Raw genomic sequence first — 13,012 nt, forward strand, 5'->3', positions numbered from 1 at the left:
TGTCTCCGGCTTGCGGTCACCGTCCTACCCGCCCCGTCCCGGCGCCATTCGACCGCAACACCCCAAGGGTCGCAAACCGGCATGAACCGGACACAAGGCAGGATCTGGCAGCCGCCGACTCAAAGATGTGATGTTTTAGATCCTGCACGGAGGTGCGATGTGCGCTTCTGATCAATAACCTGCGATCATGGCGAATGTCGGGGCACGCGCGGCCAAGTGGCTTGTACGGGGATACATCGCCAGGAAGCAGCGTGCCGGCTTCAATCTCGAGTCGATCCGGTTCCTGCCCAACTCCACGCTGGCGCCGTTGCGCCGCGACGGCCTGGACCCGGTGAGCGACCTCACCGAGATCCGGGAGGCGCGGCGCGTCAGCAAGCTGCCGCTCCCGTTCGGTTTCGGCGTCTGGCTGGTGACCGGCTACGAGGAGGCCAAGGCCGTCCTCGCGGACGCGGACTCGTTCAGCAACGACCTGTCCAACCTCGTCGGCAAGGTGGACGTCCCGGCCGGGTTCACGCCCGGCGGGCTGGGGTTCTCCGACCCGCCCGTGCACACCCGGCGGCGCAAGCTGCTGACGCCGGAGTTCACCATGCGCCGGCTGAGCCGGCTCACCCCGCTGATCCACACGATCGTGGAGGAGCGGCTCGACGCGATGGCGGACATGACCGGCCCCGTCGACCTGATGGAGTCGTTCGCGCTGCCCGTCCCGCTGCTGACGATCTGCGAGCTGCTCGGCGTCTCCCACCACGACCGCAGCGACTTCCAGCGGCTGAGCAGCGCCCGGTTCGACCTGTTCGGCGGCGCGAGCGCGTCGGTGGGCGCGATCTCCGAGTCGATGGACTACCTGCTCGAGGTCGTCCGCCGGCAGCGGGTCGAGCCGGGCCCCGGCCTGATCGGCATGCTGATCCGCGAGCACGGCGACGAGCTCGACGACCTGGAGATCGCCGGGCTCTCCGACGGCGTGCTCACCGGCGGCCTGGAGACGACGGCGAGCATGCTCGCGCTCGGCTCGATCGTGCTGCTGCGCGACCGGGAGCAGTTCCAGCGGGTGCACGACGACGACGAGGCGATCGTCCCGTTCGTCGACGAGCTGCTGCGGTACCTGACGGTGGTGCAGCTGGCGTTCCCGCGGTTCGCGCGCAAGGACACCGAGGTCGACGGGGTGCGCATCGCCGAAGGGGACGTGGTGCTGATCTCGCTGTCGGCGGCCAACCGCGACCCCGCGCTCGGCCCCGACATGGACCGCTTCGACGCCGGCCGCAAGACCCCGCCGCACCTGGCGTTCGGCTGGGGCGCGCACCGCTGCATCGGCGCGGAGCTGGCCAAGATGGAGCTGCGCGCCGCCTACCCCGCGCTCGTCCGCCGCTTCCCGGACCTGCGGCTCGCGGCGGAGCCGGACAAGCTGAGCTACCGCAAGCTGTCGATCGTCTACGGCGTCAACTCGCTGCCGGTGCATCTCGGCTGAGCGCACGGGCGCGCGGGTAATCGCCAACAGCGCGGGTAGTGCCGGGGCGTGACCTCACTAATGAAGGGCGTCCTGCGCGGCATGGCGGCCGGCGCCGCGGGGACGACCGCGCTCAACGCGACGACCGAAGCGGACATGGCGATACGGGGCCGCCCGGCGAGCGGGACGCCGACCGCCGTCGCCGGCGCGCTGACCGACCGCGCCGGAGTGCGCCTGCCCGGCGGCGAGCTGGAGCAAGCGAACCGGCTGGAGGGCCTCGGCGCGCTCAGCGGCACCTTCACCGGGATGGCGGTCGGCGCGGTGGCCGGAGCGCTGCGCGCCGCCGGGATCCGGCTGCCCGCCGTCATCGGCGGGCCGCTGCTGGGCGCGGCGGCGATGGCGGCCTCCGACCTGCCGATCGCCCGGCTGGGGATCTCCGATCCGCGCGCCTGGACCGGGACGGACTGGGCGTCCGACGCGATCCCGCACCTCGTGTACGGGATCACGACGCACTCCGCGCTCCGTGCGATGTTCCGCGCCGACGAGGAGCGCATGGCCCTCCGGCAGCCGGCGCCCGACCGCCCGTCCCGCGGCGCCCTGATGCGGGCCGCCGCGCTCGGCGCGGCCACCGGCTGCCGCAGCTCCGCCGGGCTCAGCGCGCTGGCGCTGCGCTCGCGCCGCTACTACCCGGGGCTGTCCGGACGGCTCTCCCATCCCGCCGTCAAGGCGCTGAACGGCCTGTTCACGGTGGCCGAGATGGGGATCGACAAGCTCCCGTCCGTCCCGCCGCGGACCTCGCCCCAGGGCCTGGCGCCCCGGGTGGCGCTCGCGGCGGTCGCGGCCCGCGCCATGGCGCGCCGCGACGGCATCCGCAGCGGGCCGCCCGTGGTGCTCGCCGCCGCCGCGGCCACCGCGAGCGCGGCGGCCGGCGTCCGGCTGCGCGCGGCGGCCGCCGACCGGATGGGCTCCGACCTGCCCGGCGCCCTCGCTGAGGACGCCACCGCGGCGCTGCTCGGCCAGGTGGGCGCCGCGCGCTGATAAAGTGGGACCGGACGAGTGATCCGCAGAGGGAGATCAGCAGTGGCAGGTGACGACGACATCTCCGGGTGATCCCGGAAGTGATCGGCCACCGGTGCGCGCGGACGAGCGCCGCCGACGTGGCCGTGCCGTCGTCCATTCCCTTACCTGCCCCTGACGGGCGGCTCCGGTACGCCCGCCGCATCCCATGAGGTCCCTCACGTGTCCGATGCCCGCATCATCTGCTCCGGCCTGTCCTTCTCCTGGCCCGGCGACGTCCCGGTGTTCCAGGACCTGTCGTTCACCCTCGGAGCCGGCCGCACCGGCCTCGTCGCGCCGAACGGCGCCGGCAAGAGCACGCTGCTGAAACTGATCGCCGGGGAGCACCGCCCGGCCGCCGGGACCGTCTCGGTCGAGGGCGTGCTCGGCTACCTGCCGCAGACGCTCCCGCTGGACGGCGACCTGACGGTCGCGGACGTCCTCGGCGTCGCCCCGGTGATCCGCGCGCTGGACGCCATCGAGTCCGGCGACGCCGCCGAGGAGCACTTCGCCGTGATCGGCGACGACTGGGACATCGAGGAGCGCACCCGTGCCCAGCTCGACCGGCTGGGCCTCGGCGACGTCGCCCTGGACCGCCGGCTGGACACGCTCAGCGGCGGCCAGGTCGTCTCGCTCGGCCTGGCGGCGCAGCTGCTGAAGCGGCCGGACGTGCTGCTGCTCGACGAGCCGACCAACAACCTCGACATCGACGCGCGGCACCGGCTGTACGGCGTCCTGGAGGACTGGAACGGGTGCCTGCTGGTGGTGAGCCACGACCGGGCGCTGCTCGACCGGATGGACCGCATCGCCGAGCTGGAACGCGGCGAGATGCGCTTCTACGGCGGGAACTTCACCGCCTACGAGGAGGCGCTGCGGATCGAGCAGGAGGCCGCGGAGAAGGACGTCCGCAGCGCCGAGCAGGAGGTCAAGCGGGAGAAGCGCGAGATGCAGCAGGCCCGGGAGCGGGCGGCGCGCCGACAGAGCAACGCCGCGCGCAACCTCAAGGACGCGGGCCTGCCCAAGATCCTCGCCGGTGCGCGCAAGGGGCGCGCCCAGGAGTCGGCCGGCAGGGCCGACGGGGCGCACGCCGCGCGGCTCGGCGACGCCCGCGCCCGGCTCCAGGAGGCGGAGCGCGCCCTGCGCGACGAGCAGGCGATCAGCCTGGAACTGCCCGCCACCTCCGTGCCCGCCGGGCGCACGGTGTTCCTCGGCGAGCGCATGCGGGTCCGCTACGGGGACCGGGCCGTCTTCGCCGAGCCCGGCGCGAGCCTGGAGATCCGCGGTCCCGAGCGGGTCGCGCTGATCGGCCCGAACGGCGCCGGCAAGTCGACCCTGCTCCGCCTGATCGGCGGCGACCTCTCCCCCGAGGGCGACGGGACGGCGCGGCGGGCCGACGGGCGCGTCGCGTACCTGTCGCAGCGCCTCGACCTGCTCGACCTGGACCGCACCGTGGCGGAGAACCTCGCCGCGTTCGCGCCGGGCGTGCCGGAGGCAGAGCGGATGAACCTGCTCGCCCGGTTCCTGTTCCGCGGCGCCCGCGCGCACCTGCGGGTCGGCGCGCTGTCCGGCGGGGAGCGGCTGCGCGCCACGCTCGCGTGCGTGCTGTGCGCCGAGCCGGCGCCGCAGCTGCTGCTCCTGGACGAGCCGACGAACAACCTCGACCTGGCGAGCGCCGCCTGGCTCGTCGGCGCGCTCAACGCCTACCAGGGCGCGTTCGTGGTGGTCAGCCACGACGAGCGGTTCCTTGCCGACGTGGGGGTGAACCGCTGGCTGCGGCTCGCCGAGGGCCGGCTGCTGGAGGCCGCGGCCCCCGCCTGATCCGGACCAGAGTGGGACATTCGGGATGAATGCCTCCACTGACCGGCGGGTATCGGGGTCCGCATGGCCGTGACCGTCTGAGCCGACCTTCGGGGGGATCATGAAGGAGCACGAAATGGTGTCGGCCGTCCGCGAGACCGGGCGCATCGACACCGCCGACCACGCCGAGCGCGCGATCGAGGCCACGCTCGCGGTCCTCGGCGAGCGGCTGGCCGGCGGCCAGAGCCGCGATCTGGCCGCGCAGCTGCCGCCCGCGCTGGCCGAGGCGCTGCCGGAGGAGGGCCCCGGGCGGCGCTTCGGGCTGGAGGAGTTCTACGAGCGGGTCGCCGACACCGAGGGCACCCGGCCGCCGCAGGCCCGCCAGCACGCGCGGGCGGTGGTGGCCGCCGTCAAGGCGTCGGTCGAGCCGGGGCTGTTCGAGCACATCATGGCGCAGCTCCCGGACGACTACGACGACCTGCTCGGCACGCAGCCCGTCCAGCACTGACCGCCGGGCGGCGGTGACCGGCAGGCACTGACCGGCCGGCACCTGCCGCCCGGCGCCGGCCGCTCCGCGTCCTCTACGATGCCGCGAGGGACCGAGGGGACGGGGGCGGCTCGATGCGCGGGCAGGGCGGCACGCCGCGCGGGCGCGGCAGGACGCTGCCCGGGATCGTCGCGGCGGCGGTGGCGCTGACCCTCGGCGCCGACGCCTGGGTGCTCGCGACGGGCCGGGCCGACGGCGGCGGGCATGAGCGGCCGCCCCGCGACCTGGTGTCGGTCGCCAAGGCCGGCGCGCCGGCGGTGCCGGCCGTCGCCCCGCTGACCCGCCGCTACACCCCGCACCTCCTGGTCGCCGGGCCCGCGCCGCTGCCGGAGCGGGCCCTCGCGCGTGCCCGGCGGCTCAAGGGGGTCACCGGGATGACCGTCGTGGACGCGGCCCGCGCGCAGGTCGGCGGGCACCGCGTCGGGCTGCTCGGCGTGGACCCGTCGTCGTTCCGGGCGTTCGCGCCCGAGGCGACCGCCGCGTCCGACCAGCTCTGGCGGACGGTGGCGTCCGGCGGGGCCGCCCTGTCGTTCGCCCTCGGGCAGGACGGCGCGTTCCCGCTCGGCACGGTCGTGCCGGCGGGGAGCAGCGCGCACCCGGGGCGGGTCCGGGTCGGCGCGTACGCGTCGCTCGGCATCGGCAGCGTCGACGCCGTCGTCTCGCACGCGCAGGCCCAGGCGCTCGGCATGCCCGACGGCAACGCCCTTCTGCTCAGCGCGCCCAGAACCGACATCCGCGCGCTGAGCCGGCGGCTGAAGCGGATCCTGCCGCGCGGGACGCGGATCGCCGCGCTGAACGCCCCGTCGTCACCCGGCAGGGCCGCGGCGCCGAAGAGCGCCCCGCGGATGACCGGCCGCCCGGACGGGGCGCCGCCTGCCCGCACCCCGATCACCGGCAACCTGATGACCCCGACGATGCGCGCGGTGCTGCTGGAGGTCAACGGGATGTTCGGGCCGTTCCCGACGATCGGCTGCTACCGCTCCACCGGCGACCCGCAGGACCACGGCGACGGCCGCGCCTGCGACTTCATGGAGGGCACCGGCGGCCGGATGCCGAGCACGCCGGCGCGGCGGCACGGCGACGAGGTCGCGGCGTACGCGGTCGCGAACGCGCGGCGGCTCGGCATTTCCTACGTGATCTGGAAACAGCACATCTGGAATGTGCGGGGCGGCGGATGGCGTCCAATGGCGGACCGGGGCGGCATCACCCAGAACCACTACGACCACGTGCACATCTCGGTGCTGCGGTAGCGGCCGGGAAAGCCGCGGTCAGGGCAGTTCCTGCTCGCACCAGACGGATTTCCCGTCGGCGGTGCGGCGCACTCCCCAGCGTTGCGCGAGCCGCCCGACGACGTGCAGCCCGCGGCCCGTCTCCGGCATGTCGCCTTCGTCGTCCTGGGGCCGGACGCGCGGGCGGCCGTCGGAGGAGTCGAACACCTCGCACACCAGCCCGCCCTCGCGGACCAGCCGCAGGCCGACGCGGCCGCCGGCGTGCCGGATCGCGTTGGTGACCAGCTCGGACACCATCAGGACGGTGGAGTCGGCCAGCTCGTCCAGGCCCCAGCCCGCGAGGCGGTCGCGGACCAGGCCCCGGGCCCGCCGCACGGCGGCCGGCTCGGCGGGCAGCTCCCAGGTGGCGTGGTGGTCCTCGGGGATCCGGCACAGCCGCGCCACCAGCATCGCGATGTCATCGCGGTGCTGGTCGTCGTAGACGCCGTCGAGCGCGTCCTGGCACAGGTCCCGGAGGGGCCGGGACGCCGCGCCGGGCCCGAAGGTGCGCTGCAGCCGGGCGAGGCCGTCGTCGATGTCGCGGGCCCGGTTCTCCACGAGCCCGTCGGTGTACAGGAACAGCAGCGTCCCGTCCTCGACGGTGAACTCGCGGCTGACGATCGGGCCGTCGCCGCCGACGCCGAGCGGCGGTGCGGGCGGCACCGCCAGGAAGTGCGACGCGGCACCGGGCGGCGCCAGCAGCGGCGGCAGGTGGCCCGCGCTGGCGACCTCGCACCGGCCGCTGACCGCGTCGTACACGACGTAGGCGCAGGTCGCGAAGTGCGGTTCGCGGTCTCCGAGGGTCCGCATCAGCGAGTCCAGCCGCTCGAGCGCCTCGGCGGGCGGCAGGTCCAGCTCGGCGAGGGTCTGGATCGAGGTGCGCAGCCGCCCCATCGTGACGGCCGCCTTCACCCCGTGCCCGGCGACGTCGCCGACGACGAGCGCGACCCGCGCGCCCGGCAGCGCGATCGACTCGTACCAGTCGCCGCCGACCTCGATGAGCCGGCTGCCGGGCAGGTACCGGTGGTGCACCTCGATCGGGGACGGCGCCGACAGCCCGGTCGGCAGCAGGCTGCGCTGCAGGGTCAGCGCGGTCGCCCGCTCCAGCGAGTACTGCCGGGCGCTCTCCACATAGCCGGACGCGCGGGCGGCGAACTCCATCCCGATCTCGATGTCGTAGCGGTCGAACGGGCGGTGCGCGGCGTTGCGGACGCAGACGAAGAGTCCGAGCACCCCCGCCGCCGACATGATCGGCAGCAGCAGCAGCGACGAGCCCTTGAGCAGGTCCGCGACCGGCGGGCGGTGCCAGACCTCGGCGAGCCGCGCCGCGCCCTCGCCGCCGAGCGCGGTCAGCTCCGGCTCGCCCGCCTCCATGCACCGCGCGTACGGGGTGCCCGCCGGGTAGATGACGGACTCGCCGGTCGGGAACGCCGCGTCCCAGGCGGGGTCGCCGTCGTCGAAACCGATCGCCATCCGGCGCAGCGGGGGCCCGGTCGGGCCGGCGGGCGCCTCCTCGGCGTCGAGATGGCTTTCCAGCAGCATCAGCGCGCCGGAATTGCAGAAGTGCGGGATGAGGACGTCCATCAGCCCGCGCGCCAGCAGTTCCAGGTCGAGGGTGGAGCCGATGCGGGGTAAGCCGTCGTCCAGCAGCGCCCGGCGGATGACGGCGGGGTCGACGAACCGGTCGGCGAGCGGCACCGGGACCCGGATGACCGCGAGGGCGGCGAGGCCGCCGGGCTCGCCGCCGTACATCGGGTGGACGGTGACCACCGCGTCGAGGGTGGCGCCGCCGGAGGTCTCGACGGCCAGCATCGCGGTGCGCTCCCGCCCGTGCTTCACCGCCTCCAGCAGCGGCTCGCGCGCGCCGGGGATCACCTCGTCGATGCAGGCGCCCAGGAGGCCGTCCGGATTCGCGGAGAGAACGGCGGCGGCGTTCCGCTCGGACTGGAGTATTCTCCCCGAGGAATCCGTGCCGAGAATGAGAATTCGGGTGGACGACTCCATCGCTCGATTATGGGACATGGCGCCGCCGGATGGAGCCGATACGGCATGGGAGATCGGTCCGGAATTCCGTTCCGGCGGGCCGCCGCCCGCCGGCCGCGAATGGGCTCCGCGGGCGGACGGCGAGCGACCCGCTCGGCACGGCCGTCCTCCGGTTCCGGACCGGCGGACGGGGGCGCCGGTCAGCGGCGCGGCCACCGTTCGTCGAGGTACTCCTGCCAGGTCCGCTTTCCGGTCCTGCGGTCCGGGGCGAGGTGGTGCCCCTCCTTGAAGCCGCGCGCCGTCTTGCCGAACAGCGGGAGCGGCAGCCGCAGACCGCGCCTGCCGCGCGCCCGCAGGTAGGCGCGGGCCATGTCCTCGAGCGTGAGCACCTCGGGGCCGCCCATGTCGTCGACGCGCCGGGCGGGCCCCGGCGCGAGCGCCAGGTCGGCCAGCCGCCCGGCGACCTCGTCCGCGTCGACCGGCTGGATCCGCAGCCCGGACGGCAGCGGCATGAGCCCGGGGACCTTGGTGAGGGCGTCCAGCACCATCGCGGGAAGCGTGTGGAACTGGGTCGCCCGCAGGATGGTGTAGGGCAGCCCCGAGTCCTCGATGAGCCGTTCCACCTCGTGCTTGATCCGGTAGTAGGGGTACGGGATCTTGTCGACGCCGACGATCGAGATGTAGACCAGGTGCGGCGCGCCCTGCTTCCACGCCGCGTCGACGAGGTTCCGGGCGGCGGTCAGGTCGTCCTTGTAGTGCCGCCAGTCGCTGGCGCAGTGCACGATGGTGTCGGCGCCGTCGAGGGCCGCGCCGAGCCCGTCTCCCGTCTTGAGGTCCGCCTGATGCCAGGTCACGCCGTTCTCCGACGTCCTGGAGCGCCGGCTCAGCGCGCGCACGTCGGCGGCGTCGGCCGCCGCCAGCCTGCGGGTCAGGGGCGCGCCGAGCGTCCCGCTCGCCCCGGTCACGATGATCATTGGCTCCTCCTTCGTCCGCTAAGAGGGACCGGGCAGTCTCCCAGAGCGTGACAGCGCGCGGGCAGCGAATGCGAGCTTGTCCGGATTGAGCACGGCGTGCACGGCGGTGACCCGGTCCCCGGACGCCTCCAGCACGGCGATCATGGTGAGCTCCCCGTCCACCCGGACGACCAGCGCCGGGACGCCGTTGACCTCCTCGACCGACGGTTCGAGCGACGTCCCCGGCCGGTCCACCACGCGGCGGGCGACGCCGGCGAAGAAGCGCGCCGCCGGGACCCGCCCGGTGATGGCGTTGCGGGCCGCGGAGACCTTGCCGCCGCCGTCGGACCAGGCGACGACGTCCTCGGCCAGGATCGCCTCGAGCCCGGCCAGGTCGCCGCGGATCGCCGCGTCCAGGAACCGCTCGACGAGCCGCCGCCACCGTTCGCCCGGCGGGGCGAACCGCCGTTCGGCGGACGCGACGCGCTGCCGGGCGCGCCGGTGCAGCTGGCGGCTCGCGGTCTCGGTCACGTCCAGCACCCCGGCGATGTCGCGGTGCCGGTACCCGAACGCCTCCCGCAGCACGAAGACCGCGCGCTCGGCCGGGGTGAGCGACTCCATCAGCGTCAGCAGGGCCAGCGACACCGAGTCGCGCTGCTCGGCGGTCTCCAGCGGCCCGAGGACCCGCGCGCCGAGCCCGTCCGCGCCGGCGGGCACCGGCTCGGGCAGCCACGGCCCGGTGTAGGTCTCGCGGCGCGCCCGCGCCGAGGCGAGCCGGTTGAGGCACAGGTTCGTGACGACCTTGATCAGCCAGGCGCGGGGCTCCTCGACGGCCGCCCGGTCCGTCCCGCTCCAGCGCAGGTAGGCGTCCTGCACCGCGTCCTCGGCCTCCTGCACCTCGCCGAGCATCCGGTACGCCAGGCCCGTCAGCCGGGGCCGCAGCTCCTCGAACGCCGCGAGGCCCGCCTCGTCCATCAGATCGGCTGCGCCGGCCTCCATTCACGACCTCCCGAAGACCTGGGGCGGCGGGGTGGGCGCGACGATCTCCTCGCCGTCGTGCAGCGGCGCCGCGCCGGCGCAGAACGCGTCGAGGTCGTCGCCCGCCACCATCCTGGCCCGCGCGACGCCGCCGGCCGCGCGCCGGGTCAGCTCGGCGACCGGCAGCGGCCCGCGCGACGCGGCGATGATCAGGTTGCCGAACCGGCGGCCGCGCAGCACGCCCGGGTCGCCCATCAGCAGCGCGTGCGGGAACACCGACCGGACGGTCGCGGCGACGCGCCGCGCGAACGGCAACCGGAACCCGTCGGCGACGTTCGCCAGGTAGACCCCGCGCGGCCGCAGCACCCGCGCCGCGTCCAGCACGAACTCGCGGGTCGCCAGCTCGACCGGCATCGACGCCTCGGCGAAGGCGTCCATCACGACCAGGTCGTCGGCCTCGTCGGCGAGCGCGGCGATGCCGCTGCGCCCGTCGGTGATGCGGATCCGCAGCCCCGGCACGCCCTTCACCGGCAGCCGCTCGCGCACGACCCGCACCAGCTCGGCGTCCGGCTCCAGGACGATCTGCCGCGACCCCGGCCGGGTCGCGGCGATGTAGCGGGGCAGGGTGCACCCGGCGCCGCCGATGTGCACCGCGTCGAACGCCTCGCCCTCCAGCCCGAGCGCGTCGACCACGTCGCCCATCAGCCGCATGTACTCGAAGTCGAGGTAGGTGGGGTCGGACAGGTCCACGTAGGACTGCGGGACGCCGCCGACGAGCAGCATCCAGCCGCCGTCGCGGTCGGCGTCGCGCAGCAGCTCGGCCTCGCCGCCCGCGATCGTGAACCTGTCCGGCCGCGGACCGTGCCTGCCCTTGCGCGCCATGCCTCCACCCTACGGAACCGTCCCGGGCGGTCCCGACCGGTGTCGGGACCGCACCGCCTGGCGGCGTCAGGCCTGTTCGGTGAGCGCCTGCTCCTCGGCGAAGTGGCAGGCGCTCGGATGCGCGGACCCGTCGCGCTCCACCAGCTCGGGGACGTCCTCCGCGCAGACGTCGCGGGCCTTCCAGCAGCGGGTGCGGAACCGGCAGCCGGACGGCGGGTCCAGCGGCGACGGCGGCTCGCCCTCCAGCTGGATCTGCCCCGCCCAGCCGGGCGCGTCCGGGTCGGGCACGGGGACGGCCGACAGCAGCGCCTGCGTGTACGGGTGCGTGGGGTGCTCGTAGATCTGCTCCTCGTCGCCGGTCTCGACGACCTTGCCGAGGTACATGACCGCGATCCGGTCGGAGATGTGCCGGACCGCGGCGAGGTCGTGCGCGATGAACACGTACGCCAGCCCGAGCTCGCGCTGCAGCTCGGCGAGCAGGTTCATGACCTGCGCCTGGACGGACACGTCCAGCGCCGAGACCGGCTCGTCGCAGACGATCACGTCGGGGCGCAGGGCGAGCGCGCGGGCGATGCCGACGCGCTGCCGCTGCCCGCCGGAGAACTGGTGCGGGTACCGGTTGAGGTGGTCGGGGTCGAGGCCGACCAGCTCCAGCAGTTCCTGGACGCGGGCGCGCCGCTCCCCCTTGGGCGCCGCGTCCGGGTGGATGGCGAACGGCTCGCCGACGATGTCGCCGACGGTCATCCGCGGGTTCAGCGACGAGTACGGGTCCTGCAGGACCATCTGGATGCGGCGGCGGAGCGCGCGCAGCTCCCCGCGCGGCAGCGCGAAGACGTCCCGCCCGTCGAACCGGACGGTCCCCGCGGTCGGGCGCTCGGCCGCCAGCAGCAGCTTGGCGAGCGTCGACTTCCCGCAGCCGGACTCGCCGACGACGCCGAGCGTCTCGCCGCGCCGCAGCTCCAGGTCGACGCCGTCCACCGCCCGGACGTGCCCCACGGCGCGTTTGACCACCACGCCGCGGGTGACGGGATAGTGCTTGACCAGGCCGTCGACCTGCAGGATCGGGCTCTCACTCGGCTCCGGCACCGTGCACCTCCTCGGCGAAGTGGCAGGCGGCCTCGTGGCCGGGCGCGACGGTGACCAGCGGCGGGCGCTCGGCGGCGCAGAGCGCCTCGGCGCGCGGGCAGCGCGGCTGGAACGGGCAGCCGGGCGGCAGCGCGGCCGGGTTCGGCGGCGCCCCCTTGATGGGGACGAGCGCGTCTCCGCGCCGGTCCAGCCGCGGCACCGACGCGAGCAGCCCGCGCGTGTAGGGGTGGGCGGGCCGCGCGTACAGCTCGCGGGCGGGCGCCTGCTCGGCCACCGACCCGGCGTACATGACGACGATCCGGTCCGCGACGCCGGCGACGACGCCGAGGTCGTGGGTGATGAGGACCATGCCCATCCGCAGCTCGTCCTGCAGCGCGGCGAGCAGCCGCATGATCTGCGCCTGGACGGTCACGTCGAGCGCGGTGGTCGGCTCGTCGGCGATGAGCACGTCCGGCTCCAGCGCCAGCGCCATCGCGATCATGATGCGCTGGCGCATGCCGCCGGAGAACTGGTGCGGGTAGTCGCCGAGCCGCTGCGCGGCGGACGGGATCCGCACCCGCTCCATCAGCTCGACCGCCTTGTCGCGGGCCGCCCTGCGGCCGAGCCCGCGGTGCACCCGGTACATCTCGCGGATCTGGTCGCCGACGGTGAACACCGGGTTCAGCGCGGTCAGCGCGTCCTGGAAGATCATCGAGATGCGGTCGCCGCGGTAGCCGCGGCGGCGCCGCTCGGGCAGCCCCAGCAGCTCCTCGCCGCGCAGCCGCACCGAGCCGCCGGTGATCCGCGCGGGCGGGATGTCGAGGATGCCCATGACGGCCTGCGCCGCCACGCTCTTGCCCGACCCGGACTCGCCGAGGATCGCGACGGTCTCGCCCTCGCCGAGCGTGTAGGACAGCCCGTTCACCGCGCGGACGTCGCGGTCCCGCACGCGGAACAGGACGTGCAGGTCCTCCACCTCCAGCAGCGGCGGCGGCGCGGCCGGTTCCCGCGGGACGTCTTCGGTCAGCTCGGTCGTCATCGG

Annotated in this window: 11 protein-coding genes; 5 read left to right on the plus strand and 6 right to left on the minus strand. The window is 74.8% G+C overall.

Features of this window, described 5'->3' with window-relative positions:
• Nucleotides 1-187: 187 nt before the first annotated feature.
• From J4557_RS34125 to J4557_RS34145, 5 genes are all read left to right on the plus strand, one after another.
• A complete protein-coding gene (locus J4557_RS34125; RefSeq protein WP_243776769.1) occupies nt 188-1,462 on the plus strand; it encodes a cytochrome P450 in 1,275 nt (424 codons plus the stop codon).
• Nucleotides 1,463-1,510: 48 nt separating this feature from the next.
• Nucleotides 1,511-2,479: a hypothetical protein gene (locus J4557_RS34130; protein ID WP_208270893.1), complete on the plus strand. Its 969-nt coding sequence runs from the start codon at nt 1,511-1,513 to the stop codon at nt 2,477-2,479.
• Between the two features lie 201 nt (nt 2,480-2,680).
• On the plus strand, nt 2,681-4,315 hold the full coding sequence (locus tag J4557_RS34135) for an ABC-F family ATP-binding cassette domain-containing protein (protein ID WP_208270894.1): 1,635 nt from the start codon (nt 2,681-2,683) through the stop codon (nt 4,313-4,315).
• A 100-nt stretch (nt 4,316-4,415) separates the two neighbouring features.
• Complete coding sequence (locus J4557_RS34140) at nt 4,416-4,802, plus strand: DUF2267 domain-containing protein (RefSeq protein ID WP_208270895.1); 387 nt, start codon at nt 4,416-4,418, stop codon at nt 4,800-4,802.
• Nucleotides 4,803-4,915: 113 nt separating this feature from the next.
• Nucleotides 4,916-6,091, plus strand: a complete 1,176-nt coding sequence (locus J4557_RS34145) for a VldE C-terminal domain-containing protein (RefSeq protein WP_243776770.1) — start codon at nt 4,916-4,918, stop codon at nt 6,089-6,091.
• Between the two features lie 18 nt (nt 6,092-6,109).
• On the opposite strand, the gene J4557_RS34150 is transcribed toward J4557_RS34145, so the two are convergent.
• The 6 genes from J4557_RS34150 to J4557_RS34175 form a co-directional block, all read right to left on the minus strand.
• Nucleotides 6,110-8,113: an ATP-binding SpoIIE family protein phosphatase gene (locus J4557_RS34150; protein ID WP_208270896.1), complete on the minus strand. Its 2,004-nt coding sequence runs from the start codon at nt 8,111-8,113 to the stop codon at nt 6,110-6,112.
• 179 nt (nt 8,114-8,292) lie between these two features.
• Nucleotides 8,293-9,066, minus strand: coding sequence for an SDR family oxidoreductase (locus tag J4557_RS34155; protein WP_208270897.1), 774 nt, complete (start codon nt 9,064-9,066; stop codon nt 8,293-8,295).
• 18 nt (nt 9,067-9,084) lie between these two features.
• Complete coding sequence (locus J4557_RS34160; RefSeq protein ID WP_243776771.1) at nt 9,085-10,044, minus strand: RNA polymerase sigma-70 factor; 960 nt, start codon at nt 10,042-10,044, stop codon at nt 9,085-9,087.
• On the minus strand, nt 10,045-10,905 hold the full coding sequence (locus J4557_RS34165) for a spermidine synthase (protein ID WP_208270898.1): 861 nt from the start codon (nt 10,903-10,905) through the stop codon (nt 10,045-10,047).
• A 66-nt stretch (nt 10,906-10,971) separates the two neighbouring features.
• Nucleotides 10,972-11,991, minus strand: a complete 1,020-nt coding sequence (locus tag J4557_RS34170; RefSeq protein ID WP_208270899.1) for an ABC transporter ATP-binding protein — start codon at nt 11,989-11,991, stop codon at nt 10,972-10,974.
• Nucleotides 11,975-13,009 (minus strand): ABC transporter ATP-binding protein, encoded by a 1,035-nt coding sequence (locus J4557_RS34175; protein WP_208270900.1) that lies wholly within the window; start codon nt 13,007-13,009, stop codon nt 11,975-11,977. The genes J4557_RS34170 and J4557_RS34175 overlap by 17 nt, the downstream gene beginning before the upstream one ends.
• Nucleotides 13,010-13,012 lie beyond the last annotated feature (3 nt).

The organism is Actinomadura nitritigenes (assembly GCF_017573545.1).
GTDB lineage: Bacteria > Actinomycetota > Actinomycetes > Streptosporangiales > Streptosporangiaceae > Spirillospora > Spirillospora nitritigenes.

Coding starts and splice junctions, on each gene's coding strand:
- J4557_RS34125 (WP_243776769.1), top strand. CDS start 188: ATGGCGAATGTCGGGGCACGCGCGGCCAAGTGGCTTGTACGGGGATAC.
- J4557_RS34140 (WP_208270895.1), top strand. CDS start 4,416: ATGAAGGAGCACGAAATGGTGTCGGCCGTCCGCGAGACCGGGCGCATC.
- J4557_RS34145 (WP_243776770.1), top strand. CDS start 4,916: ATGCGCGGGCAGGGCGGCACGCCGCGCGGGCGCGGCAGGACGCTGCCC.
- J4557_RS34150 (WP_208270896.1), bottom strand. CDS start 8,113: ATGGAGTCGTCCACCCGAATTCTCATTCTCGGCACGGATTCCTCGGGG.
- J4557_RS34155 (WP_208270897.1), bottom strand. CDS start 9,066: ATGATCATCGTGACCGGGGCGAGCGGGACGCTCGGCGCGCCCCTGACC.
- J4557_RS34160 (WP_243776771.1), bottom strand. CDS start 10,044: ATGGAGGCCGGCGCAGCCGATCTGATGGACGAGGCGGGCCTCGCGGCG.
- J4557_RS34165 (WP_208270898.1), bottom strand. CDS start 10,905: ATGGCGCGCAAGGGCAGGCACGGTCCGCGGCCGGACAGGTTCACGATC.
- J4557_RS34175 (WP_208270900.1), bottom strand. CDS start 13,009: ATGACGACCGAGCTGACCGAAGACGTCCCGCGGGAACCGGCCGCGCCG.